The organism is Arthrobacter sp. BGA-UO-ETr-C19 (genome assembly GCF_059568005.1).
In genome coordinates, this window is sequence record NZ_JCAQPC010000023.1 from 270,023 (window position 1) to 292,491 (window position 22,469).

At 68.1% G+C, this 22,469-nt stretch carries 19 protein-coding genes; 11 read left to right on the plus strand and 8 right to left on the minus strand.

Annotated elements, in window-relative coordinates:
• Positions 1-70 precede the first annotated feature (70 nt).
• The 3 genes from AC57BR_RS17355 to AC57BR_RS17365 all read right to left on the minus strand — a co-directional run bounded on the left by AC57BR_RS17355 (position 71) and on the right by AC57BR_RS17365 (position 2,293).
• Complete coding sequence (locus tag AC57BR_RS17355) at positions 71-643, minus strand: GNAT family N-acetyltransferase (protein WP_496362751.1); 573 nt, start codon at positions 641-643, stop codon at positions 71-73.
• Positions 644-980: 337 nt separating this feature from the next.
• Entirely contained in the window at positions 981-2,150 is a 1,170-nt protein-coding gene (locus tag AC57BR_RS17360) for a N(5)-(carboxyethyl)ornithine synthase (protein WP_496362753.1), read from the minus strand.
• The gene (locus AC57BR_RS17365; protein WP_175305048.1) at positions 2,147-2,293 is read right to left on the minus strand and encodes a hypothetical protein; all 147 of its coding nucleotides are present in this window, start codon (positions 2,291-2,293) and stop codon (positions 2,147-2,149) included. Before AC57BR_RS17365 ends, AC57BR_RS17360 begins: the two co-directional genes overlap by 4 nt.
• A gap of 172 nt (positions 2,294-2,465) precedes the next feature.
• On the opposite strand from AC57BR_RS17365, the gene hxlA reads away from it, so the two are divergent.
• Positions 2,466-3,089: a 3-hexulose-6-phosphate synthase gene (gene hxlA / locus AC57BR_RS17370; RefSeq protein ID WP_496362756.1), complete on the plus strand. Its 624-nt coding sequence runs from the start codon at positions 2,466-2,468 to the stop codon at positions 3,087-3,089.
• Between the two features lie 130 nt (positions 3,090-3,219).
• Here hxlA and AC57BR_RS17375 read toward each other — a convergent pair whose 3' ends face one another.
• The 3 genes from AC57BR_RS17375 to AC57BR_RS17385 all read right to left on the minus strand — a co-directional run bounded on the left by AC57BR_RS17375 (position 3,220) and on the right by AC57BR_RS17385 (position 7,233).
• On the minus strand, positions 3,220-3,591 hold the full coding sequence (locus tag AC57BR_RS17375) for a hypothetical protein (RefSeq protein WP_496362758.1): 372 nt from the start codon (positions 3,589-3,591) through the stop codon (positions 3,220-3,222).
• Positions 3,592-3,699: 108 nt separating this feature from the next.
• The gene (locus AC57BR_RS17380; protein WP_496362760.1) at positions 3,700-6,168 is read right to left on the minus strand and encodes a family 78 glycoside hydrolase catalytic domain; all 2,469 of its coding nucleotides are present in this window, start codon (positions 6,166-6,168) and stop codon (positions 3,700-3,702) included.
• 60 nt (positions 6,169-6,228) lie between these two features.
• Complete coding sequence (locus tag AC57BR_RS17385; protein WP_496362762.1) at positions 6,229-7,233, minus strand: EAL domain-containing protein; 1,005 nt, start codon at positions 7,231-7,233, stop codon at positions 6,229-6,231.
• Between the two features lie 102 nt (positions 7,234-7,335).
• On the opposite strand from AC57BR_RS17385, the gene AC57BR_RS17390 reads away from it, so the two are divergent.
• Positions 7,336-7,974 (plus strand): TetR/AcrR family transcriptional regulator, encoded by a 639-nt coding sequence (locus tag AC57BR_RS17390; protein WP_496362764.1) that lies wholly within the window; start codon positions 7,336-7,338, stop codon positions 7,972-7,974.
• On the opposite strand, the gene AC57BR_RS17395 is transcribed toward AC57BR_RS17390, so the two are convergent.
• Positions 7,940-8,578, minus strand: a complete 639-nt coding sequence (locus AC57BR_RS17395; protein ID WP_496362766.1) for a TetR/AcrR family transcriptional regulator — start codon at positions 8,576-8,578, stop codon at positions 7,940-7,942. The genes AC57BR_RS17390 and AC57BR_RS17395 overlap by 35 nt on opposite strands.
• Positions 8,579-8,734: 156 nt before the next feature.
• Between AC57BR_RS17395 and AC57BR_RS17400 the strand changes: the two genes are divergently transcribed.
• Positions 8,735-9,997 (plus strand): glycoside hydrolase family 1 protein, encoded by a 1,263-nt coding sequence (locus AC57BR_RS17400; protein ID WP_496362768.1) that lies wholly within the window; start codon positions 8,735-8,737, stop codon positions 9,995-9,997.
• 85 nt (positions 9,998-10,082) lie between these two features.
• On the opposite strand, the gene AC57BR_RS17405 is transcribed toward AC57BR_RS17400, so the two are convergent.
• Positions 10,083-10,904: an IclR family transcriptional regulator gene (locus AC57BR_RS17405; protein WP_496362770.1), complete on the minus strand. Its 822-nt coding sequence runs from the start codon at positions 10,902-10,904 to the stop codon at positions 10,083-10,085.
• 250 nt (positions 10,905-11,154) lie between these two features.
• Between AC57BR_RS17405 and AC57BR_RS17410 the strand changes: the two genes are divergently transcribed.
• The 8 genes from AC57BR_RS17410 to AC57BR_RS17445 all read left to right on the plus strand — a co-directional run bounded on the left by AC57BR_RS17410 (position 11,155) and on the right by AC57BR_RS17445 (position 22,395).
• A complete protein-coding gene (locus tag AC57BR_RS17410) occupies positions 11,155-12,711 on the plus strand; it encodes an ABC transporter substrate-binding protein (protein WP_496362772.1) in 1,557 nt (518 codons plus the stop codon).
• A gap of 83 nt (positions 12,712-12,794) precedes the next feature.
• Positions 12,795-13,748, plus strand: a complete 954-nt coding sequence (locus AC57BR_RS17415; protein WP_496362774.1) for an ABC transporter permease — start codon at positions 12,795-12,797, stop codon at positions 13,746-13,748.
• Positions 13,745-15,748, plus strand: a complete 2,004-nt coding sequence (locus tag AC57BR_RS17420) for a dipeptide/oligopeptide/nickel ABC transporter permease/ATP-binding protein (RefSeq protein ID WP_496362776.1) — start codon at positions 13,745-13,747, stop codon at positions 15,746-15,748. Before AC57BR_RS17415 ends, AC57BR_RS17420 begins: the two co-directional genes overlap by 4 nt.
• On the plus strand, positions 15,745-16,752 hold the full coding sequence (locus tag AC57BR_RS17425) for an oligopeptide/dipeptide ABC transporter ATP-binding protein (protein ID WP_496362778.1): 1,008 nt from the start codon (positions 15,745-15,747) through the stop codon (positions 16,750-16,752). The genes AC57BR_RS17420 and AC57BR_RS17425 overlap by 4 nt, the downstream gene beginning before the upstream one ends.
• A 39-nt stretch (positions 16,753-16,791) precedes the next feature.
• Positions 16,792-17,769, plus strand: coding sequence for an alpha/beta hydrolase fold domain-containing protein (locus tag AC57BR_RS17430; protein WP_496362780.1), 978 nt, complete (start codon positions 16,792-16,794; stop codon positions 17,767-17,769).
• 23 nt (positions 17,770-17,792) lie between these two features.
• Entirely contained in the window at positions 17,793-20,429 is a 2,637-nt protein-coding gene (locus AC57BR_RS17435; protein WP_496362782.1) for a glycoside hydrolase family 78 protein, read from the plus strand.
• Entirely contained in the window at positions 20,426-21,436 is a 1,011-nt protein-coding gene (locus AC57BR_RS17440; RefSeq protein ID WP_496362784.1) for an alpha/beta hydrolase fold domain-containing protein, read from the plus strand. Before AC57BR_RS17435 ends, AC57BR_RS17440 begins: the two co-directional genes overlap by 4 nt.
• Positions 21,437-21,549: 113 nt before the next feature.
• Positions 21,550-22,395 carry an alpha/beta hydrolase fold domain-containing protein gene (locus AC57BR_RS17445; RefSeq protein WP_496362786.1) on the plus strand — a complete coding sequence of 282 codons (846 nt, stop codon included), beginning with the start codon at positions 21,550-21,552 and terminating at the stop codon, positions 22,393-22,395.
• Positions 22,396-22,469 lie beyond the last annotated feature (74 nt).

Sequence of the window (22,469 nt, forward strand, 5' to 3'; positions counted from 1 at the left end):
GAGACGACATTGCGTTAAGCCGGGTAACGCCGTCGGAAGTCATCGCAGGCGGCGCGCAGATCCGGTGCAATCAGCGCAGGTTAAGGCGCATGAGCACCCGCGGGAAGCCGTTGAGGACGGAGTCCGTGCCGGCGGCCTTGGTGAAGCCTGCCTCCTCGAAGAGCTTGCGGGTGCCCACATAGGCCATGGTGAGGTCCACCTTCTTGCCCCGGTTGTCCACCGGATAACCCTCGATGGCAGGAGCGCCGTAGGAGCGCGCGAATTCGATGGCGCCCTGCAGCAGCCGATGCGAGATTCCCTTTCCCCGGTACCCCGGCCGGACCCGGATGCACCACACTGACCAGACGTCCAGCTCGTCCACGTGGGGGATGCGGCGGTTGCGGGCGAAGCTGGTATCGGCGCGCGGATGGACACCTGCCCACCCAACTGCCTCCCCGCCGTCGTACGCCAGCACCCCGGGCGGCGGATCCTGCGTGAGCAGTTCCTGGACCAACTCCCCGCGGGCAGTACCCCGAAGCTCCACGTTCTGTTTGGAGGGTATGCGGTAGCTCAGGCACCAGCACACCGTCGCATCCGGCCGCTTGGGCCCCACCACCGCTTTCACGTCCTCAAACAGCGTCGCCGGACGGACTTCGATCGCCATGCCGCTACCCTGACACCGGTCAGGGCCGCCGACAAGACCAAGCACCAAAACGCCCGCTTCAGCTTTTCCTGTGACTCTTGCTATCGTGCTCGATACGTTTTGCAGTCCCGCCCGGGACTGCAGCAGGGTCAGAGAAAGTTGGGAACAGGGATGTTTGGACACTCACACGCACGCGGCAAGGGCTCCCGGGTCGCCTGGATCGTCGCCGGGGGCGTGGCCGCCGCCGTCACACTGGCGGTGGTCGTGTGGGAGGTTCTTGACCGGACTGAGGATTCTGATACCGAGCGCACCGGGGAAGAGTCTGCAGAGCCAGCTCTGCGCCGGAAATGGTGGTCCGTTAGCTGACCACCGTTTCGGGCGCGGCGTGGGGGTAGCCCGGCTCGCGTCCCTGGAATTCCAGCACGTCCGGGTTGAGAACGACGCCCTCGCGGATCTCGATTGCCCTGCTGATTGTCTCGCTGTTATCCCAGGCCGCAGGTCCTGACATGACCGGCCCGAGAAAAGGCAGGAGGGCTTCGCTGATTTCCCAGCTGGAGGAGTTCCACAAGTAGGACGGGCTGTGATCCACCGCGTAATAGTTGATGTGCTCACCCACGGTGAACATCGGCTTTGCGAAGGTAGTGTTCTTGGCCCAGCCGAAGCCCATGCCTTCGTCGCAGGACACATCCACGATCAGGCTTCCCGGCCGGAATGCGGCCAAATCCTCCGTCCGCAGGTAGGTCAGGGGATTGTTCGGGTCCTGAAGGGTGCAGTTGACTACGATGTCACTCTCGGCCAGGAACGGGGCCAAAGGAACCCGGCCGCGTTCGGTGATGACCTGGCTAAGGAAGGGCGCCTTGTCGTCGTGATCAAACTGGGTGATCCGTACTGAGTGGATCGGGGCGCCTACCGCAGCAACGCCCCTGTTCGTCAGTACCTGCACGTCATGGATGCCGTGTGCGTTCAACGCCGTGACAGCACCGCGGGCGGTGGCACCGAAACCGATGACGACGGCGCGGAGACGGCGGCCGTAATCCCCGGTGGAACCGCTCAGCGCCAAAGCATGTATGACCGAGCAGTAGCCGGCCAACTCATTGTTCTTATGAAAGACATGAAGGCCGAAGCCGCCGTCGGATGCCCAGTGGTTCATGGCCTCGAAGGCGATCAGCGTCAGCTTCTTGTCGATGGCCAACTGCGTGATGGCCCTGTCCTGGACACAGTGCGGCCAGCCCCAGAGAACCTGTTCGTCCCGCAGCTCGACAAGGTCCTGCGGCTGGGGTTTGGGCAACAGAACAACGTCCGCCTGCGCCACAATCTCCTGACGGTTGGCCAGCCGTCCTACCAGCCGGCCCAGCTGGGCGTCGGAAAAGCCGAAACGTTCCCCATAGCCGCGCTCAAAGATCATGTGCTGGCGCAGCTCCGGCGGGATGCGTTCAAGGTGGAGCGGGTGCAGGGGAACGCGTTGTTCATCAGGTTTGCGTGACGAGGAGAGCACCCCAAGGGTGAGGTAGTTCGGTGAAACGGTCACTTCTTCTTTGCCGGAACGGGCTTGGCGCTGGTCTTGTCAAGTGAGCTGGCGGGTGCCGCGGCGGCCCGCTTGTCAGCACGCTTTTCCTTGATGGATTTGGTGGATTTCTTGGATGCTGCTTGACGGGGGGACTTGTCAGCCATGATCGCTCCTGTAGTGGAACCGAAGAGGTTCCTGACCCCTGACCCTACACCCTGCAGTGAGCCGCCTATCCCTTTGGGTGGGAAAGACTGTCCGAACATGCTGTAGTGCCCACCTGCCCGGCGCTCGAAGATGGAAGGGCGATCCAAACCCGCCCAAGTAAGGAAAAAACACATGAAGCTCCAAGTTGCCATCGACCTCCTGAGCACCGAAGCGGCCCTCGAACTGGCCGGCCAGGTTGCCGAGTACGTCGACATCATCGAACTGGGCACGCCGCTGATCAAGGCCGAAGGGCTTTCCGTCATCACCGCCGTCAAGGATGCCCACCCGGACAAGATCGTTTTCGCTGACCTGAAGACGATGGACGCCGGCGAGCTCGAAGCCGACATCGCCTTCAAGGCCGGCGCCGACCTGGTCACCGTGCTCGGTGCCGCTGACGACTCCACCATCGCCGGTGCGGTCAAGGCGGCCCAGGCCCACAACAAGGGCGTCGTCGTGGACCTGATCGGCATCGCCGACAAGGTCACCCGGGCCAAGGAAGTCCGCGCGCTGGGTGCGAAGTTCGTTGAGATGCACGCCGGCCTGGACGAGCAGGCCAAGCCCGGCTTCGACCTGAACGGTCTGCTCCGCGCCGGTGCCGAAGCCCGCGTTCCGTTCTCCGTGGCCGGCGGCGTGAAGCTCGCCACCATCGCAGACGTCCAGAAGGCCGGCGCCGATGTCGCCGTCGCCGGCGGTGCCATCTACGGTGCAGCCGACCCCGCAGTGGCCGCAAAGGAACTCCGCGCAGCCATCGTCTAGGTCTTTCCCGGCTCACGGCCGACGGCGGCGCCCGCCGCCGGGCGGTCCTCACCGACAGGTGGGGGCCGCCATCGGCGTTTGGAAACTGTTCCGGAAACAGGGCTACCGGTGGCCAAACACTTTGGGGCGGCTAGGAACACGGTTCCCCGTCTGAATCGAGCCCCGGCAGCGACTTGAGGACCACCTCCAGGCCAGTACCCTGCGGAGACTGGGTGACGGACTGGCTTCTTGCCTCTGCATCCGCGGCCGCCTCCACCCCGACCTCCGCTGTGCGGTTCTGCGCCGCTGTTTCCTGCGCAGACCTGTTGTGGTTGCGGTGGGAGGTCCTGTGTTCCCCGCGGGCGTGGTCATCCGGGGAAGTAGCTGATACCCGGATCACAGCGTCACCGGAGATCAGTTGTTGTTTCGCCTGCCCCTGCGCGGCGATTGTTCCACCGCTGGCCGTCCCCAGGAGGACGGCGATACCCGCCAGGACGGTGGCATTACGCGTACGTGTTTTCATGGTGGCCCCTTCCGGACCGGGCGGCCTGCATCTCCGGCGCCGGCGCCGTGGAGAAGAGGCCCTTTCTCGAAAGCTACGCCCGCCCGGCCCGGACAGAAAGCCCGCGGGTCAGATTAAGAGGGAACTCACAGTTTGGTTCCAGGCAGAAAAGAGGTGCGATCCTCCCGCCACCAGCCTGGTGCGGCCGTCCGGGAGCTCGACGGCGGCCTCAACGCCGTGGGGCAGGTCCACCTCGAGCGTGAACTGGCCGTGCTCAAGCGTCCAGGCAACGCTGATGCGGCCCCGGGGAGTCACGACGGCGGCGCTCGCCGAAGTGATGCCGCCGCCGGGCTGCGGGGCGATGGTGAGGCGCCGGTAAGCGGTCTCCTCCTGCGCCGGATCCGCGGGCAGGCGAATGCCGGCCAGGTGGGTGTACAGGAACGACCCCACCGCGCCTTTGCTGTAGTGATTCAGGGAACCGCGGGCGCCCTGGTCCGTCACCCCATCCCACCACTCCCACATGGTGGTGGCGCCGGCTTCGAGCATTCCCAGCCAGGAGGGCGTACCGGCGGAGAGCAGCAGGCTGTAGGCGACGTCCGGGTAGCCGTGGTCCGCGAGGACGGGCAGCAGCAGTCCCGTGGCCAGGAACCCGGTGCCGAGCCGGTTCCCGTTGGCGCGGATGAGCTCCACCAGCCGGGCCGCGGTCTGCGGCGCCAGCTCGTCCGGCACCAGCCCGAACGCCAGGGCACGCACATAATGCCCCTGGGATTCCTCGCTAAGGATGCCGTTCCCGTCCAGGTATTCCGTCCGCCAGGCCGCGAGCACCTGCCCTGCCAGGGCTGCATACTTTGTTGCCGCTGCCGTGTCCTCCAGCACCTCGGCGGTCCGGGCCAGGACGCTGGCGGAGCGGAAGAGGTAGGCCGTGGCAACGATCCCGTGGTCGCGTGACGGGTCCGGGTTGGGCGGGCTATCCGGCTCAAGCCAGTCGCCGAAATGGAAGCCTGTGTCCCACAGGTACCGTTCGTGCGCCAGCGGCGCGGGACGCCTGCCGGACCGTTCCGGGTGGCGCGCACCGGCCGCGGCCGCGGCAGCGTAATCGACCCACCGGTGCATGGATGGGAACGCCCGGGCCAGCGCCTGCTTGTTCCCGTAGGCGCGCCAGAGTGACCACGGGACCAGCACGGCGGCGTCACCCCAACCGGCGGAGCCCGCGGCCATGTCTTCGAAGGCGTTGCCGGAGGGGCCGTCGCCGGCGGGGTTCGGAACGACGGTGGGCACGCGCCCGTCGGACCACTGGTCGGCGGCGACGTCCCTGAGCCACTTGTCGCTGAACGCGGCAACATCGAACATCAGGGCCGCCGTGTCCACGAAAACCTGCCAGTCGCCGGTGAATCCCGACCTCTCCCGCTGCGGGCAGTCGGTGGGGACGTCGCAGGCATTGCCGCGGAAGCTCCAGGAGATGGCGTCATGCAGGGCGTTCAGCCGCGGATCGCTGCACCGGAACCACCCGGTGCGGTCCAGGGGCGTGTGCACCACGACGGCGGTGATGTCCTCCGCGGCAAGGGTTCCGGACCTGCCCTCGACCTGGACGTAGCGGAAGCCGTGCGTGGTGTGCCGCGGCTCGAAAACATCGTCCGGCCGGGCCGCTGACACCACCTCGTCAACCTGTCCGGCAGGCAGGGGCTTCTTGGTGGCGAAGTTGAAGGCACGGATGTTCTGCACGGAAACCAGCCCGGCCGGGTCCAGGACCTCGCCGTGCCGGAGGACCGTGCGCGTTCCGTCCCGCCCGAGGCTGCCCAGCCGGACCCAGCCGTTGATGTTCTGCCCGAAGTCCACAACCGTGATGCCGGGTGCCGGGGTCGTCATCCGGACTGGCCGGATCTCCTCGATGCGCCGTGCCGGCGGCGAGACCGGCAGGACGAGCCGGGAGCGGTCCTCGAGCAGCGGACCCGTGGGCCGGACCACCGGAACCCAGCCATCCGCCGTCGTACCGGCTTGCCCTGCAGCACCGGACGGGTTGAGCCAGGCTGGATCCAGGCGGCGGAAATCGGTGGTCTGCCCCTCCATGAGATCGGCGCGGGTGATGTGGCTTTCGCGGCAGAGCCAGTTTTCGCCGGTGGCGAGGAAGGTCAGCGTGCCGGTGGCGTTGGTGACCGCGGCCAGGAACGCAGTTTCGGTGCCGAAGCCGTCGGCCCGGCGCTCGAAACCGTGCCGGCCCCTGAACCATCCGTCGGACAGCAGGGCGGCAACAACGTTTTCGCCGCGGACCAGCAGGTCCGTGATGTCCCACTGCTGCACCTGGAGCCGCTTCCGGTAGGACGTGAAGCCGGGAGTCAGCTCGTCATTGCCCACACGGGTGCCGTTGACGAAGAGTTCGTAGATTCCGTGGGCGGTGGCGTGCACAACAGCCCGCCCGTTGGCAGCGTTGCCCGTGTCCTGGGTCTCCGTGTCTCGGGGCTTGGGCGGCCAGGTCAGGGAACTGCGGAGCCAGTAGGCGGGCCGGCCGCCGGCTTCCTCGGATCCCGTCTCAACAGGGGAAATCCAGGTGGCATCACGGAGCGCGTTCTGGACGGAGGTGTGCGAAGTATCGGCAGTCACGGCTTCTCCTTGAAAAGTGTGCTCAAAGAGTAGCCGATAAAAACCGAGTACGCACTGTTTTTAGCGCCACTCCTTCAGTGGATCAGACTCACCGGTCCAGGCCGCCCAGTCCCTCGGGTCCACCGACGGCCTGCCGAGCAGGTAGCCCTGGCCCCTGGCGATCCCCAATTCCACGACCGCGGCGAGTTCCTCGCGGCTTTCGATTCCTTCCGCGGACAGCGTCGCACCGGTCTGCTCGGCGAGTGCGAAAACGAAGGGGGTTGTGGCCGGCCGGTGCCCTGAAGCGACGGCGCTGGCGAGGAAATCGCGGTCGACTTTGATGATGTCGGGAAGCAGGTGGAGGATGTGCTTCGCTGAAGTGGCGGCCGGACCGGAGCCGTCCACAGCCAGACGCACGCCGTGCTGGCGGAGGGGGCTCAGGACCGCGGCGAGGGTCGCCAGTTCCCGGTCCGCTATGTCGCCCATGATTTCGATGACCATCCGGTCCGGGTCGACAGTCCCGCCCAGCATCAGGGCCTGGACGCGGGGGTCGGCGCATGCGGCGGGGCTGAGATTGAACGATGCAAAAAGGTGAGGCGGAATCTCTCCTGCAGCGGCAAGAGCCAGGTGCAGGGCCGCGATTTCCAGGTCCGGTCCCAGTCCCATGGCCGCTGCTCCCCGGAACCAGACGTCCGCGCTGGTCCCTTCATGGCTGACGAAACGTGCCAGCGCCTCAACCCCGATCACTTCGCCGCCGGGCAGCTGCCTGATCGGCTGGAAGGCCGTCAGCAGCATCCGCTTTCCCGTTGCGGCCGGGGTGGGCTCGGAAGAATTTTCCGGTGGAACCTCATGTGAGGAGTCAGGCACGTTCCTGGTGCTGATCAGATGGTGCAGCAGTGCCTGTTCGGGGTCGTCCATATGGGTCGCCAGCAGGTCGAGCAGTTGCTCCCTGGCCCAGGCCTTCTGCGGATCGGAGTCTGCCAGCACATCGCTGATGATCTCCAGCACCTGGCGCCGAAGCGTTTCTCCGTCCACGTTGCGGAACAGTTCCGGTGTATGTCCACCGTCCGGAGGCGACTCGTCCATGGCCTTCACACTACTCCTCGGTAGCTGCTGCCGCGATCGAGGGGGCGCCGGGGCTGCGGCCGTCCGTTACCCCGGGGCGGCGCGGGCCGCTACCCTGAAGCGGTGCGGACGAGGCGGAAAACAGGCAGTTACGAGGTAGGCCGGGCCAAGCGGGCCGAAATTCTGGACGCTGCCACGCGGCTCTTTGCGGCCTCGGGCTATCACCGGGTGCCGCTGTCGCAGGTCGCCGCCGACGTCGGACTCAGCGAAAGCGGCCTGCTGCACCACTTCCGCTCCAAAAAGCACCTGCTGCTGGCGGTCGCCGAGCGGCGGCTGGAGCAGACCGCCCTGTGGTGGAGTTCCGTCCAGGCGGACGGCAGCGACGACCCCCATGAGCTGTTCCGGTCCATGGTCGAATCCACGCGCCGGCTCGTGGCGGAGCCGGGCCTGATTGAGCTCTTCGTGCTGGTTTCGGCTGAAGCCGCGGATCCGTCCACTCCGGCACACCAGCTGTACGGCAAATGGTACGAGCAGGCGGTCAACGAAACCGCGCAGGTCCTCGCCCGCGGGGTGGAGCGGGGCTTCTTCCGGCCGGACACGGATGCGGGGGCCATCGCTCGCGAAATCATCGCCGTCAGCGACGGGCTGCAGCTGCAGTGGGTCCTCTCCGGAGGTGGGCTGGACCTGGTTGGCGGGATCCGCGACTACGCCCGCCGGCTGGCCCGCTCTATTCTGGCGAGTGGTGACCTGCAGGCGCCTTAACCAACTGCAAAAACCCCTCCAGGTGCGCTGCCATGTCCACTGACTCGTCGTACAGCCAGGCCAGCTGCACGCCCTCGATGAGTGCTGCGATCTGCCGCGCCAGCACGGCGGTATCCAGGCCGGACGAAACGCGGCCCGCGGCGACCTCCCGCCCGATCTCTGCCTGCAGGGAGTCAATGATTTCCTCGTCCCGGCGCCGGATGAAGCCGTGGGCCGGATGGTCAGGCCGGACGGCCTCGGCGCGCAGGGTGGCATCCAGTTGGATTACGCCCCTTATTCCGGCGTTGCGGCGCATGACCTCCGGCACCGTTTCGAGCAGCCCATGTTGCTCCAGCAGGGTGCGCCGCCAGGGCCCTTCCTGTTCCTCGCGCCGGACGAGGACAGCCTCCAGCAGGGCGTCCTTGCTCCCGAAGTGGTGGAGCAGCGCGGTGTGGCTCGTTCCGATTTCCTCGGCGATCTGGCGGATCGACAGGCGCTGGAACCCCTTTTCGGCGAAAACCGCAAAGGCAGCGTCCACCAGCTCGGCCCGCTTGCGCTCGCCGTTGGCGTAGGGCGCCCGCCCGCCGCTGCGCGCCGGCTGCCGCGCCGTGGTGGTCTCCGTCATGCTCCGCCTCCTCCCGGCCGTGGCCGCTTGGTTGAACTCTTGCCTTCCTCGAGGTTACCAAGTTTCTTTTCCACTTTGGTCAAGAAATTCCGGCGAAAGTATTCCAACTTGGAAAATGTTTGCCTAAGGTGAAGGTCAACCACCGAAAGGAACTCCATGACCGACCTCCAGCACTTCCCCGACAACTTCCTCTGGGGCGTGGCCACCGCGGCCCACCAGGTGGAGGGCAACAACACCAACAGCGACACCTGGTTCCTCGAGCACCTGCCGGGCACGATCTTCGCCGAGCCGTCCGGGGATGCCATCGACCACTACCACCGCTTCCGCGAAGACATCGCACTGATCGCCTCGCTCGGGTTCACCACCTACCGTTTTTCCCTGGAGTGGGCGCGCATTGAACCCGAGGAAGGCCACTTTTCCGTGGCGGAGCTCGACCATTACCGGCGGGTGCTGGAAACCTGCCATGATCACGGGCTGACGCCGGTGGTCACCTATCACCACTTCACCTCGCCGCGCTGGCTGCTCGCCGCCGGCGGCTGGGAGGACGCAGCCACGCCGGAACGCTTCGCGCGCTACTGCAGCCGCGTGACGGAACACCTTGGCGACCTCATCGGCGTGGCCTGCACCCTCAACGAACCCAACCTGCCGTGGCTCCTGAAGGCACTCGGCATTGGTGGCGAACCGGCCGAGCGTCGTGCGGACGTGCCGCTCTGGTCGGCGGCCGCCGCACGCCTGGGCATCGAGGCAGCGAGGGTTGCGCCGTTCCAGTTCACCGTGTCCGAAGCCGGCTTCGACATCAAGCTCGCAGCCCACCGGGCCGGCCGCGACGCCATCAAGGCGCACCGGCCGGAGCTCCTGGTCGGCTGGACCCTTGCCAACTCCGACATCCAGGCGGCCGAGGGTGGCCGGCAGGTGGCGGACCAGGTGCGGCGGGACGTCAACGAACGCTTCCTCGAAGCATCCCGCGGCGATGACTTCGTGGGCATCCAGACCTACGGCCGGACCGTCTTCGGCCCCGACGGACTGGCTCCGGTTCCCGAGGGCGCTGTCACCAACGCGATGGGGGAGGAGATCTACCCGCAGGCCCTCGAGGTGACCATCCGCGAGGCCCACCGGATCGCCGGCATCCCCGTCATGGTCACCGAGAACGGGCTGGCCACCGACGACGACACGCAACGGGTGGAGTACCTCCGCACCGCCGTTGCAGGCGTCTCAGCCTGTCTCGTCGACGGCATCGACGTCCGCGGCTACATCGCCTGGACGGCCTTCGACAATTTCGAGTGGATCTTCGGCTACCGGCCCAAGTTCGGCCTCATCGCCGTCGACCGCACCACCCAGGAGCGCACACCCAAGCCCAGCGCCCAGTGGCTGGGCTGCGTGGCGCGGGCCGCGCAGGAGCGGCTTACAACTGTGGGCTGAAACAGCCCCAAAAGAAGCACGACGGCGGCCCGCATCTGATGGTGGGGGCCGCCGTCGGCCGTCCCCGCGGCTGCCGCAAAGGGCCTCACTCGCCCCTGGGCTGGACCGGCTGCGCGTTGTAGCCCAGGTTGCGGGACACCGCCCTGGCCGTCGCCTGGACGGCGGGCGCCAGGACGTTCGGCGGAGTGCCGCCGTCGGGAACCACGATGGACAGGGCCGCAGCTACGGACCCCTCGGCATCAAAAATGGGTGAGGCGACGGACACCGTCCGGGACGGCGCGGACCTCCTGATCATGGCGACGCCGGTGCGCCTGACGTCGGAGAGCGTCCGCCGCAGCTGCCCCTCCGGCATGGCGTCCACGCCGGCTTCGGCGTCCGGCGGCTGCCGGATGACCGCTTCCTGGAACGCAGCATCGGCGCCGGCCAGCAGCACCAGGCCCACCGCCGTCGAACGCAGCGGCGCGCGGCCGCCCACGCGGTACGCCACCTCGGTGGCCTCCTTGGAGGACAGCCGCTCGATGAGCACGGCCTCGTTTTTGTCCCGAACGGCCAGCAGCACGTGGTGCCGGGTGACGGCGAAAAGGTCCTCAAGGTACGGCAGGGCGATCTCCCGGACGCCGTGCCCGCGGGGCGAGAGCGAAGCCACCTCCCACAGCCGCACGCCCACCACATAGCGCCCGTCCTCGAGCCGCTCCAACGCGCCCCACGCCACCAGCCGGGCAATGAGCCGCAGCGCCGTCGGCGCCGGCATCCCCGCATGGCGGGCCATCTCGGACAGCGTCAAAGCCCGACGGCGGTCGGTGAAGACTGCGAGCAGGCTTAGCGCCCGGTCTATCACCGGCTCACCCTGCTTGGGACGCTTGCCGCGCTGCGGAGCCTCAGCTTCCGGTCCTGGTTCTTCCGCCACTGCGGTCCCTTCGTTTGGTCATCGAATCGGTCAGTCATCGAGTGACCAGCACCACAATATCGTTTCAACCAATGAAATTCCCGTGGGGCCCGTGAGGCCGTCCAAAGGATTCTTGTAGAAGCCGGTCACCGGAAGCCATCTGACGAGAGGGCGCCGACCGAACGGCCCGTGGCGGTCGATGCAGACCGCGGCTGGCCCCGGCCCCCAGATGTTGATTCCCGTTCGTCATCGAGAATGCAAAGGCGCACACATGAAACTCCTTTCCACCCCTGCCCGCCGGAGCGCGGCCGTCCTGGCCGGTGCGCTCCTTCTGAGCCCGCTCACCGCCTGCGGCGGCGGAACCCAGGCGGCAACGGCCGTCAACAAGGACGCACTCACCATCGCCGTCGACAGCGACAGCGCTTCCTTCGGCTTCGATCCGCTGCGGGTAGCCGACGCGCAGCGCCAGTTCTTCGAAGGCCTTTACGAAAACCTCATGACCCTGCAGTCGGACGGTTCCGTGGGACCGGGCCTGGCCAAGGAGTTCAGCTACAGCGCGGACAACACGGTACTGACCCTGACCCTCAAGGAAGGCGTGACCTTTACTGACGGCTCCACCCTGGATGCGGCATTGGTCAAGGCGAACCTGGACCGCCGCAGCGATCCGGCGCTGAGCGCCTACTCGGCCATTGCCAAGGGCGGCGCCCAGGAGATCACTTCGGTGACCGTCACCAGCCCCACCAAGGTAGCCATCAGGTTCGCCAAAGCTCAGCCAGGGTTCGAAAAGAACCTCACGGGCACCATGGGCATGATCGTCGGCAAGACGGCGGCCACCAAGAGCGCCAGCCTTGCCACCAGCCCGGACGGCTCCGGCCCCTACACGCTGGACACAACGGGCACGGTCAAGGGCAACAAGTACGTGTTCACCAAGAATGAGAAGTATACGGACGCCGCGAAGTACTCCTACAAGAAGATCACCTTCAGCGTCATCCAGGATCCCCAGGCCCGCGCCAACGCACTCGTGTCCGGCCAGGCCGACGTCGCCATGCTCACCTCGCCCACGGTGGACTTCGCCAAGTCCAAGGGCCTGGGCGTCTCCCAGATCGGCGGGACGCTGCACACCATGGTTTCCTTCGACAAGATCGGTAAGACCTCGCCTGCATTCGCGAAGGAGAAGGTCCGCCAGGCGTTCCAGTACGCCATCAACCGCCAGTCACTGGTGGACGCACTGCACAAGGGCGACATCCCGGCATGGAATGCTCTTCCGAAGGATTCGGCGGGCTTCACTGAAGAGCTGAACACCAGGTTCGCCTACGATCCGGAGAAGGCCAAGAGCCTCCTCGCCGAGGCCGGCTACGCCAACGGCTTCGAGTTCACCATCGTTGGCAGCGCAGAAACCCAGACGGACCTGCAGGCCGTGCAGAAGGACCTGGCCGCCGTCGGGATCAAGATGAACGTCAAGATGGCCTCCTCCACCGACGAAGCCTTCGCCGCAGTTGCCACCACGCCCCTCGGCTACGCCGCGCTCGGCTGGGACAATCCGGTGGGGCTGATGTACGGCGTTGTCCTTAACGGCTTCACCAATGTGCAGAAAGCCACCGATGAGCAGTTGAGTGCCGCCACGGGCGAGGCTGCCGCCGCGAAGGACGACGCCGCCAGGAAGGCCGCACTGACCAAGCTGAACACCCGCCTGGTGGAATCCGGCTGGATGATCCCGCTCTACGAGTCCCTCACCAACCAGGGCTACAACACCAAGAAGGTCCAGCAGGTGAAGTTCGCCGGCACGAATGCATACCCGCTGCTCTCCTCCTACGCCCCCGCCAACTGATCCACCTCCAGGCCGGACACTTTCCCGCGCGGAAGGTGTCCGGCCTGGGCACTAAAAATCCTGACCAACGGAGGTCCTGATCAATGGATGTCACCATGGCAATGTTCGCCGCTAAGCGCCTGCTGATGGCACTCGCCACCGTGCTGGTGGTCGCGGTGCTGGCGTTCCTGCTGGTCCACGCGATGCCCGGCAGCCCGGGCGCGGTATCCCTCGGCGCCGGCGCGTCGCAGGAAGCCATCGACGAGGTGAACCAGCGCCTCGGCTGGAACGATCCCCTCGTGCTCCAGTTCTTCCGGTGGCTGGGCGACGCCGTTCAGGGCAACTTCGGAACCTCGCTGATAGACGGCCGGTCCGTCACCGCCGACCTCGCCAGCCGGCTGCCGGTCACAGCATCGCTTGCCGCCGGTGCCACCGTGCTGAGCGCCGTTCTCGGGATCGGACTCGGAGTCACCGCAGCCGTGCGCGGCGGGCTGCTGGACCGGATCATCGGAGGGTTCGTCGGGCTCCTCGTGGCCCTGCCGGCCTTCTGGATCGGCATCATCTTCGTTTATCTGTTCGCCGTCCAGTCATCGGTGTTTCCGGCCACCGGCTACGTCCCCTTCGAAGTCTCGGCGCAGGACTGGGCGCTGTCCCTCACCCTGCCCGTCGTCACCCTCGCGGTCGGCGGTGCGGCGTTCATCGCCCGCCAGACCCGGGCCTCCATGCTTGAAGCGCTGCAGCAGGAACACATCCGCACACTGCGTGCCACGGCGACTCCCACCTGGAAAATCCTCTACGTCCATGCGCTGCGATATGCCAGCCTCCCCATCGTCGCCGGCATCGCCCTGCAGTTCATCGGCCTGTTCGGCGGATCCGTCATTGCCGAGCAGCTGTTCGCCATGCCCGGCCTGGGCCAGGCAGTCCAGTCCTCCGTCAGCACCCATGACGCCCCGGCCGTCCAGGGCGTGGTGGTCATCGCCACCGTCGTGGTGGTGGCTGTGAACCTGGTCCTCGAACTCGCCACCAAATTCCTTGACCCGAAGTTGCGTGCCTCATGATCCCCTCCATCGCACCCACTGCCACCCCGCGGAAGACCGCCCTGGCGAAATTCTCCGGACACCGCCTCCTCACCTCGCCCGGCGGCCTCGCCGGCGCTGTGTGGCTCGCCGCCCTGGTGGTCGCCTCCCTCACTGCTCCCTGGTGGCTCCCGTATAAAACCGAGGACCAGGACTTTACGGCGGTCCTCTCCGGACCCAGCGCCGCCCACTGGCTGGGCGCGGATGAACTTGGCCGGGACCTGCTCAGCCGGATATTCGCCTCAGCAGCCGGGACGCTGGGCACGTCGCTCATCACGGTGATTGTCGGCGTCGGGCTCGGGACCATCCTGGCCATGACGGCAGCGTCCGGGGACCGGGCGGAAGGGGGCATCAGCCGCGTCACCGAAATCATGATGTCGCTGCCCGGAACGGTCATCATCCTGGCGGTCATTGGAGCGGTGGGGACGAACATTCCGCTGATCATGGCCATCCTCGGCGTCCTCATCTCCTCCGGGATCTACCGCGTGATGCTCGGCCAGGCGAAGTCCCTGCAGTCCCAGCTCTACGTCGACGCCGCCAAGGTGGACGGCGTCGGGCCGCTGGGCATCGGCCTCCGCCATGTGCTGCCGGGCCTGATGAACACTGTGGTGGTGCAGTCGGCGCTCATCTTTGCCGTCGGCATGCTCATCCAGGCGGGACTGGCCTTCATCGGCTTCGGTCCGCCCATTCCCCAGCCGAGCTGGGGCGGGATGATCCAGAGCGCCTCCCAGCACGTCTACGATGCCCCCTGGCTCATGGTCCCCAGCGGCGCGGTGCTCGCCCTCACCGTCCTGTCGGCCAATGCCATCGGCAACGCCCTCGGCAAGTCGCCCAACGCAGCCGCATCCCACCTGCCCTCCGCTGCCATCCGCCGCAAGCGCGCCGCCGATGCGGCAGCAGCAGCTGCCGCCGCGCCCGCCGTGGGAAACGCTCCCGCCGCCGGCCAGCTCAGCGTCCGCGGCCTCTCGGTAGGGGTCGACGGCGGCACTCCGCTGGTCACGGACGTCACCTTCGACGTCGCACCGGGCACCGTGCTGGGTCTGGTGGGGGAGTCGGGCTGCGGCAAGACCATGACCGCTTTGTCCCTGCTCGGGCTGCTGCCGTCCGGCGTTTCGGTCACCGGCGGACAGATCCTCTGGAACGGAAAGAACCTGGCCTCCGCTACCGAGAAGGACCTGGAAGGCGTCCGGGGCCGGGACATCGCCCTGATCTCGCAGGAACCCATGCGGGCCCTCGACCCCATGTTCACGGTGGGCTACCAGCTGACCGCCGCCATCCGCCGGCTGCGGAAAGCCGGCAAGGCCGAAGCACGCGCCGAGGCGCTGGGCCTGCTGGAAAAGGTGGGCATTGTTGATGCCGGGCGCATCCTCAAGGCCTACCCGCACCAGATCTCCGGCGGCATGGCCCAGCGCGTGGCCATCGCGCTGGCCCTGGCCGGGAAGCCGCGGCTGCTGGTGGCCGACGAACCCACCACGGCCCTCGACGTCACGGTCCAGGCCGAGATCCTCTCGCTGTTGCGCTCGCTGGTGAAGGACACCGGCATGTCCGTCGTCATGGTGACGCACGACCTCGGAGTGGTCGCGGACATCTGCGACAACGTCGCTGTCATGTACGCCGGCCAGGTGGTGGAGAGCGGCCGGACCGCGAGCATACTGGACAACCCCCGGCACCCCTACACCCTCGCCCTGCTGGCGGCCGACCCGCACGCCAACACCGCCCACGACATGCCGGAGCGGCTGGCCACCATCAAGGGCCAGGTGCCGCAGCCCAAAGACTGGCCCGCCGGCTGCCGCTTCGCCGCCCGCTGCCAGTTCGCCGGGTCAGCCTGCACCGTTCCCGTTCCGCTGCTTGCCTCGGGTTCGGAAGACGGCGAGGTCCGCTGCGTCAAGGCGGACGAGCTGGCAGTGGAGGGCCTTGGCTGGCTTGCCACCGAGGTGCCCAGCCACCGCGTACTCGAGATCGTTGAAAAGGACATGGCATGAGCATCAGCACCGTAGAACGCGAGGACGCCGAAGCAGTTGTGCCCGGCCCGGCCATGCTGGAGGTCAAGGACCTGGTGGTCCGCTACGGCCACGGGCGCAAGGCGGCCTCGGCGCCGGCCGCCGTCGACGGCGTGAGCTTCACCATCCACCCCGGTGAAACCGTTGGCCTGGTGGGGGAGTCCGGCTCCGGGAAGTCCACCATCGGCAAGGCCATCCTGGGCCTGCAGAAGGTGTCCGGCGGTTCCATCAGCTTCCAGGGCAGCGACATCACCCATGCCGGCTCCGCGCGCCGGCAGGAACTCGGCGGCGAGCTGCGCGCCGTCTTCCAGGACCCCAACTCCTCGCTCAACCCGCGGAAGACCATCGGCGCCTCGCTGGCCGAACCGCTGCGGGTCCGCGGCGTCACAGCCGCAGAAGCGCGGACCCGGGCGGAGGACATGCTGGAACGGGTCGGGCTTCCCCGCGACGCCGTGGACCGCTACCCCAGCCAGTTCTCCGGAGGCCAGCGCCAGCGCATCTCCGTGGCACGTGCCCTGATCTGCGAACCGCAGCTCGTGGTGTGCGACGAGGCCGTGAGCGCCCTGGACCTCTCCACCCAGGCCCAGGTACTGAATCTCCTCGCCGACCTGCGGGACGAGCGCGGCCTGAGCTACCTGTTCATCGCCCACGACATCGCCGTGGTCCAGTTCCTCGCCCAGCGGGTGGTGGTGCTCTACCGCGGCCAGGTGATGGAAACAGGGCCGGCCGCCGCCGTCACCGAGAACCCTAAGCACCCGTTCACCCAGGCCCTCGTGGCCGCATCCCCGGTGCCACGGCCCGCGGAGCAGGCGGAACGGCGGAAGCTGCGCGAGTCGCTTGGCGTCCGGACGGCCGCAGCGGTGGCCGCCACGGCAGGAGGCTGCCCGTTCAGCCAGCGCTGCCCGCTGGCCACCGACCTGTGCACCGCCGAACGGCCCGCCCTGCGCAGGGTGGGCCAGTCCGACGTCGCCTGCCACTACGCCTGAACCACTTTGACACTGACCACAAACTTCAAGGAGCGCCGAGTGACCCCGGAAACAGTGCCGTCTGAACAGGTAATTACCCGCCGCGTCCCCACCCCGCCGCCGTTCCCCGCGTTCCAGACGCCGGGCACGTCCGAGGAAGTCTCCAGGCACTCGCTGGTGCACCGCGAACTCAACTATGCGATCGCCGTCGGCTTCCGCCGGCTTTCCATGGACATCTGGCTCCCGCGCAATCCCGACGGCGGCCCGGTCCCGGTGGTGGTGTGGATCCACGGCGGGGCGTTCCAGCTCGGCGACCGCCGCGAACTGCCGCCCACGTTCCAGCCCGACTCGGTGTTCCGGCTCCTGAATGAGGCAGGCATCGCCTGCGCCACGGTGGACTACCGGCACGCGCTGGAGGCGCCGTTCCCCGCCCAGCTTCACGACATCAAGGCCGCCGTCCGCTATCTCCGGCAGCACGCCGGCATACTGGGCATCGATCCGGAACGCATCGGCGCCTGGGGCGAGTCCGCCGGCGGCCATCTTGCGGCGCTGCTGGGCCTGACCGGCGGCCGGGCGGACCTCGAGGGCGGCCTCGGCGCGCAGGGGCACCCAAGCGCCGTGAGCGCCGTCGTCGACTTCTACGGTGTGTCCTCACTGACCCGGATGCCGCCAATGGAAGCGACCACCAGCTTCATGAGCGGTGCCCTGCTGGCAGCCGTGCCGGACGGCGTGTCGCTGGAACCCGGCCCCATGCTGGTGGGCAATTCGCACGATCCGGCCCTGCTGGATGCCGCCAGCCCGCTGGCTTACGTCACCGCAGACGCTCCGCCGTTCCTGCTGATCCACGGCGACAGCGACGGCCTGGTCCCGCTGTCGCAGAGTGAACTCCTCGCCGATGCCCTCGCCGTGGCCGGCGTCGAGCAGGAACTCATCACTGTCGAGGGCGGCGACCACTGCTTCTTCTTCGCCGAGGACCAGCTGGACCGCATCCTCGAAACCGCCGTCTCCTTCTTCAGGACGGAATTCACCAAGCCATGACAACCACTCCAGGAGCCACCCCGATGACCACCCCTTCCGCCCTCCGCTTCGAACACCACGAGGAGCCCTTCGGCATCGGCGAGGACCGGCCCCGGCTGTCCTGGCAGGTCCGCGCCGACGCCCCGGGCTGGGTGCAGACGGCGTACGAACTGGAAGTCGGCCCGGACGCAGACAGCCTGGCCAGCTACGGGCGCGTCGACTCCGCGGAACAGCTCCTGCAGCCCTGGCCGGCGCACCCTCTGGCCAGCCGCGGGCGGGCCGCGGTCCGGGTCCGGGTCTGGGGAAATGACGACGGCGGACCCTCCGAATGGAGCCCCGTCGCCTGGGTCGAGGCCGGGCTTCTGGACACCGGGGACTGGCAGGCCGCCATGATCCGTCCGTCCTGGGACGAAGAGAGCACCTCCGATGAGCCCGCGTCCCGCCTCAGCACCACCTTCAAGCTGGACGGCGGGGTGGCGTCAGCCCGCCTGTACGCGAGTGCCCACGGCATCTACGTGGCCACGATCAACGGCCGCCGCGTGGGCAACGAACTCCTCGCGCCGGGCTGGACCAGCTACCACCACCGCCTGCGCTACCAGACCTACGACGTCGCGGACTACCTGCAGCCGGGCACCAACGTGATCGGCTTCGAGGTGGCCGACGGCTGGTGGCGCGGCAACCTCGGCTTCCAGGAGAAGCGCAACAAATACGGAAACCGCACGGCGGTGATCGGCCAGCTGGAAATCGTAGACGCCGGCGGCCGGGTCAGGGTCATCAGCACGGACGAATCGTGGCTGGCGGGCCGCGGGCCCGTGCTCTCCGCAGACCTGTACAACGGCGAAACGTACGACGCACGGCTAGCCGATGCGGGCTGGGCCGGAGGCGGCAGGGAACTGGAGCCCGTTGTTGCCGAAGACTTCGACGCCGCCCTCCTGGTGGCACCGGACGGTCCGCCGGTCCGCGCCACCGAAGAGCTGCCCGTCCGGCAAGTGCTGACCACGCCGTCCGGCAAGACGATCCTCGACTTCGGCCAGAACCTCGTGGGACACGTCCGGATCCGGGTGCGCGGCGAGGCCGGGACCGAGGTGGTGCTGCGGCACGCCGAGGTGCTGGAACACGGCGAACTCGGCGTGCGCCCGCTCCGCGTTGCCAGGCAGACGGACACCTACATCCTGCGCGGGACCGGCGTGCGTGAATCCGGCGCAGACGAGCAGTACAGTCCCGAATTCACCGTCCACGGCTTCCGCTACGTCGAGGTGGGCGGCTGGCCGGGTGAGCTGACCCCCGAAGCCTTCACCGCCGTCGTCGTTCATTCCGAGCTCAAGCGCACCGGCTTCTTCGAGTGCTCCGAGCCCATGCTGAACCAGCTGCACTCCAACGTGGTGTGGGGCATGCGCGGCAACTTCGTGGACGTGCCCACCGACTGCCCGCAGCGCAACGAGCGGCTCGGCTGGACGGGGGACTTCCAGGTCTTTGCCTCCACCGCGTCGTTCCTCTACCGGATCCCCGGCTTCACCGCGTCCTGGCTGAAGGACCTGGCCGCCGAGCAGGGAACTGACGGGCCGCCGCCGCTGGTGGTCCCGGAAGTGACCTTCGACAAGCCGCCGTTCCCCACCCGCCCCGTGATGGCCGCCTGGGGTGACGCCGCAGTGCTGGTCCCCTGGGTGCTCTACCAACAGACGGGAGACCGGGAATTCCTGCGCCGGCAACTGCCCGGAATGGCGGCATGGCTGGCCGCGGCGGCAGACGCCGCCGGGCCGGAGCTGCGCTTCGAACACGGATTCCAGTTCGGCGACTGGCTGGACCCGGCCGCGCCGCCGAACGATCCCGGTGCCGCCATGACCCCCTGGCAGCTGGTGGCGCAGGCCTACCTGGCGTACTCGGCGGCGACCGCGTCGCAGGCCGCAGCCCTGCTGGGGGAGGACAGCGAGTCACTCCGCCTGCGCGAACTTTCCCGCCGGGCGCGTGCCGTGTTCCGCAAGCACTACATCGCCGACGACGGCCAGCTCCGACCTGCCACGCAGACCTCCTACGCGCTGGCGCTGCGCTTCGGGCTGCTCGAACCCGAGGAGCACCCGGCAGCAGGGGAACGGCTGGCCGAAACCGTGGCCGCTGACGGCTACCGGATCGCCACCGGCTTCGTGGGGACACCGCTGGTCACCGACGCGCTGAGCGACGAAGGCCAGGTGGAGGCGGCCTACCGCCTGCTGCTGCAGACCGAGTGCCCGTCCTGGCTGTATCCGGTCACGATGGGCGCCACCACCATCTGGGAACGCTGGGATTCCATGCTCCCGGACGGCACCATCAACCCCGGCGACATGACGTCCTTCAACCACTACGCGCTCGGCGCCGTGGCCGACTGGATGCACCGCACCGTCGCGGGCCTTGCCCCCGCCGGTCTGGCCAGCCGGACACTGCTGGTCCGGCCGCTGCCCGGCGGCGGTCTGACCTGGGCCGCCGCCCGGCACGAGACCCCCTATGGCGAGGCGGCCGTGCGCTGGGAGCACCGCGGCGGCACCTTCGTCCTGTCCCTAACGGTCCCCGCCGGCTGCACCGCCTCGGTGTACCTGCCGGACGGCTCGGAGGCGGTGGAGGCCGGGTCCGGGACGCACTCCTTCAGCTGTGAACCCGGTGCGTTTGCGGGAACCGCGGGGATCCCGCAGCTGTCGGCCCTGCCATGACCCTGGATCCGGAGCTGGCCGGGCTTCTGCACCACCTGGCCGGCGTGGTGTCGGTCCCGGAGCTGCTGGCCGGGCCCGGCGGGCGGGAGCGACTCGACGCCTTTTGCGGCGGCCTGCTGCCGTACATCCCGCCGGACGTAGCGGTCCGCCACCTGGAGGTACCCGGACCCAACGGCCCGGTGCCGGTCCGGATCTACGGCGCACGCCCGGAGGACGGGCTGCCGGCAGCTTCCGGCGGCGGGACCGGCGACGGCGGTTCCCCCGCCTTGGTCTGGATGCACGGCGGTAACTTCGCGGCCGGTGACCTGGACATGCGCGAATCGGACCAGCTCGGGCGGGAAGTCGCGGCCCGAAGCGGCGGCGTGGTGGTCAGCGTCGGCTACCGCCTGGCCCTCGGCGGCGTCCACTTCCCGGTACCGCACGAGGACGTGCTGGCGGCATGGTTCTGGACCAGGGAACACGCCCTGGAACTCGGCGCGGACCCTGCGCGGATCTGCCTGGGCGGTGCCAGCGTCGGCGGAAACCTGGCGGTGGGGGCGGCACTCTACCTGATGGATGCGGGCCTGCAGCTGCCGGCCAAACTCGTACTCGCGTACCCGTTCCTGCACGGTGAACTCCCGGGTGAGTTGCCGGCTGAACCGCCACATGACCAGTCCTCCACCGGCCAGTTGCCGCCGTTTCTCCGGTTCACCGACGAGGACTGCCGGGACATGGTGGAGAACTACATCGGCGGACCCCTGGCCATGGCCTCCTCCTACGCCATGCCCGGGCCCGCCGACCCGGCGGGACTGCCGCCGGCCGCTGTGCTCGCCTGCGGATACGACTCCCTCCGGTTCTCTGCGGAGGCCTTCGTCGAAGGCCTGCGGGCGGCGGACGTGGAAGTCAGTTACCGGCTGGAGGAAGGGGCGTTCCATGCCTACCTCAACCACTCGGCCGCCCTCGGCCTGGTGCGGCGGGGCCTGTCCTTTCTGGCCGTGGAGCTGGAGTCGGCAAAGCCGTTTCAATGATTGAAATGGGCGCTACAGGCCCTGCTCCCGATCCGACAGTCTTAGAAGGACAAGCCCCGTAGGGGACAGGCCGGGCCGAAGAGGAACCGGCAGATGCAGCAAAGGAGTCGATGATGACGGAAGGCCGCGTGCTCAAAGGCGTGGAGTTCGCCCGCACGGGTGGCCCCGCCGGCCGTCCGCTGCTCCTGGACCTGTACCTCCCGGAGTTTGCCGGAGGCGGTTCCGGGACCCGGCCGGCAATCGTTCACTTCCATGGCGGCGGCTGGCGGGCCGGAACACGGTCATCATTAGGGCCGGTGACGGACGGCTTCGGGCCCACCCCGTTCGAGGTCCTCGCCGAAGCCGGCTTCGTCGTCGCCTCGGCAGACTACCGGCTGAGCACGGAAGCCGTCTATCCCGCCCAGCTGCACGACGCCCAGGCTGCGGTCCGCTGGCTGCGGAACCACGCAGCCGACTACGGCGTTGACCCCAACCGGATCTTCGCCTGGGGCGACTCGGCCGGCGGCCACCTGGCGAGCCTGGTGGGCCTGATCGGCGGCGACACCCCCGTCGCTGCAGTGGCGGCCTGGTACCCGCCGACTGACCTGAACCGCATGGGGGAGCAGGCCCTGCCCAACGCCGTCGCGCGAGCCAGCGACCCGGGCTCCCGGGAGGAACAGCTCATTGGCGCAGTCCTGGCGGAGGAACCTGAGAAGGCGACGGCCGCGAGCCCCGTCAGCTATATCCGTCCCGGCGCCCCGCCCTTCCTCCTGGTCCACGGCACAGCCGACCGCTTCGTCCCGGCCGCCCAGTCCGAAACCCTGGCGACGGAACTCGAAAAGGCAGGCGCCGACGTCGAACTTCTTCTCCTCGACGGCGCGGACCACATGTGGTCCCTTCCCGACGGCGGCCCCGCCGCGGCGGAGAAGGCACTGGCCGCCACCGTCAGTTTCTTCCGCCGGCAGTCCGGCATCCCCTGAGTTTTCCGCAGCATCCCGCTTGGCATGACCCCCGGGCAGGCGCCGCCCGCACGGGGCTCTATTTGCTGTGCCCT

Excerpts from the sequence above, each read along its gene's own strand:
- AC57BR_RS17400 (WP_496362768.1), top strand. The coding sequence starts at position 8,735 with ATGACCGACCTCCAGCACTTCCCCGACAACTTCCTCTGGGGCGTGGCC.
- AC57BR_RS17375 (WP_496362758.1), bottom strand. The coding sequence starts at position 3,591 with ATGAAAACACGTACGCGTAATGCCACCGTCCTGGCGGGTATCGCCGTC.
- AC57BR_RS17435 (WP_496362782.1), top strand. The coding sequence starts at position 17,793 with ATGACCACCCCTTCCGCCCTCCGCTTCGAACACCACGAGGAGCCCTTC.
- AC57BR_RS17355 (WP_496362751.1), bottom strand. The coding sequence starts at position 643 with ATGGCGATCGAAGTCCGTCCGGCGACGCTGTTTGAGGACGTGAAAGCG.
- AC57BR_RS17420 (WP_496362776.1), top strand. The coding sequence starts at position 13,745 with ATGATCCCCTCCATCGCACCCACTGCCACCCCGCGGAAGACCGCCCTG.
- AC57BR_RS17365 (WP_175305048.1), bottom strand. The coding sequence starts at position 2,293 with ATGGCTGACAAGTCCCCCCGTCAAGCAGCATCCAAGAAATCCACCAAA.
- AC57BR_RS17395 (WP_496362766.1), bottom strand. The coding sequence starts at position 8,578 with ATGACGGAGACCACCACGGCGCGGCAGCCGGCGCGCAGCGGCGGGCGG.
- hxlA (WP_496362756.1), top strand. The coding sequence starts at position 2,466 with ATGAAGCTCCAAGTTGCCATCGACCTCCTGAGCACCGAAGCGGCCCTC.
- AC57BR_RS17385 (WP_496362762.1), bottom strand. The coding sequence starts at position 7,233 with ATGGACGAGTCGCCTCCGGACGGTGGACATACACCGGAACTGTTCCGC.
- AC57BR_RS17415 (WP_496362774.1), top strand. The coding sequence starts at position 12,795 with ATGGATGTCACCATGGCAATGTTCGCCGCTAAGCGCCTGCTGATGGCA.
- AC57BR_RS17410 (WP_496362772.1), top strand. The coding sequence starts at position 11,155 with ATGAAACTCCTTTCCACCCCTGCCCGCCGGAGCGCGGCCGTCCTGGCC.
- AC57BR_RS17445 (WP_496362786.1), top strand. The coding sequence starts at position 21,550 with ATGACGGAAGGCCGCGTGCTCAAAGGCGTGGAGTTCGCCCGCACGGGT.
- AC57BR_RS17440 (WP_496362784.1), top strand. The coding sequence starts at position 20,426 with ATGACCCTGGATCCGGAGCTGGCCGGGCTTCTGCACCACCTGGCCGGC.
- AC57BR_RS17425 (WP_496362778.1), top strand. The coding sequence starts at position 15,745 with ATGAGCATCAGCACCGTAGAACGCGAGGACGCCGAAGCAGTTGTGCCC.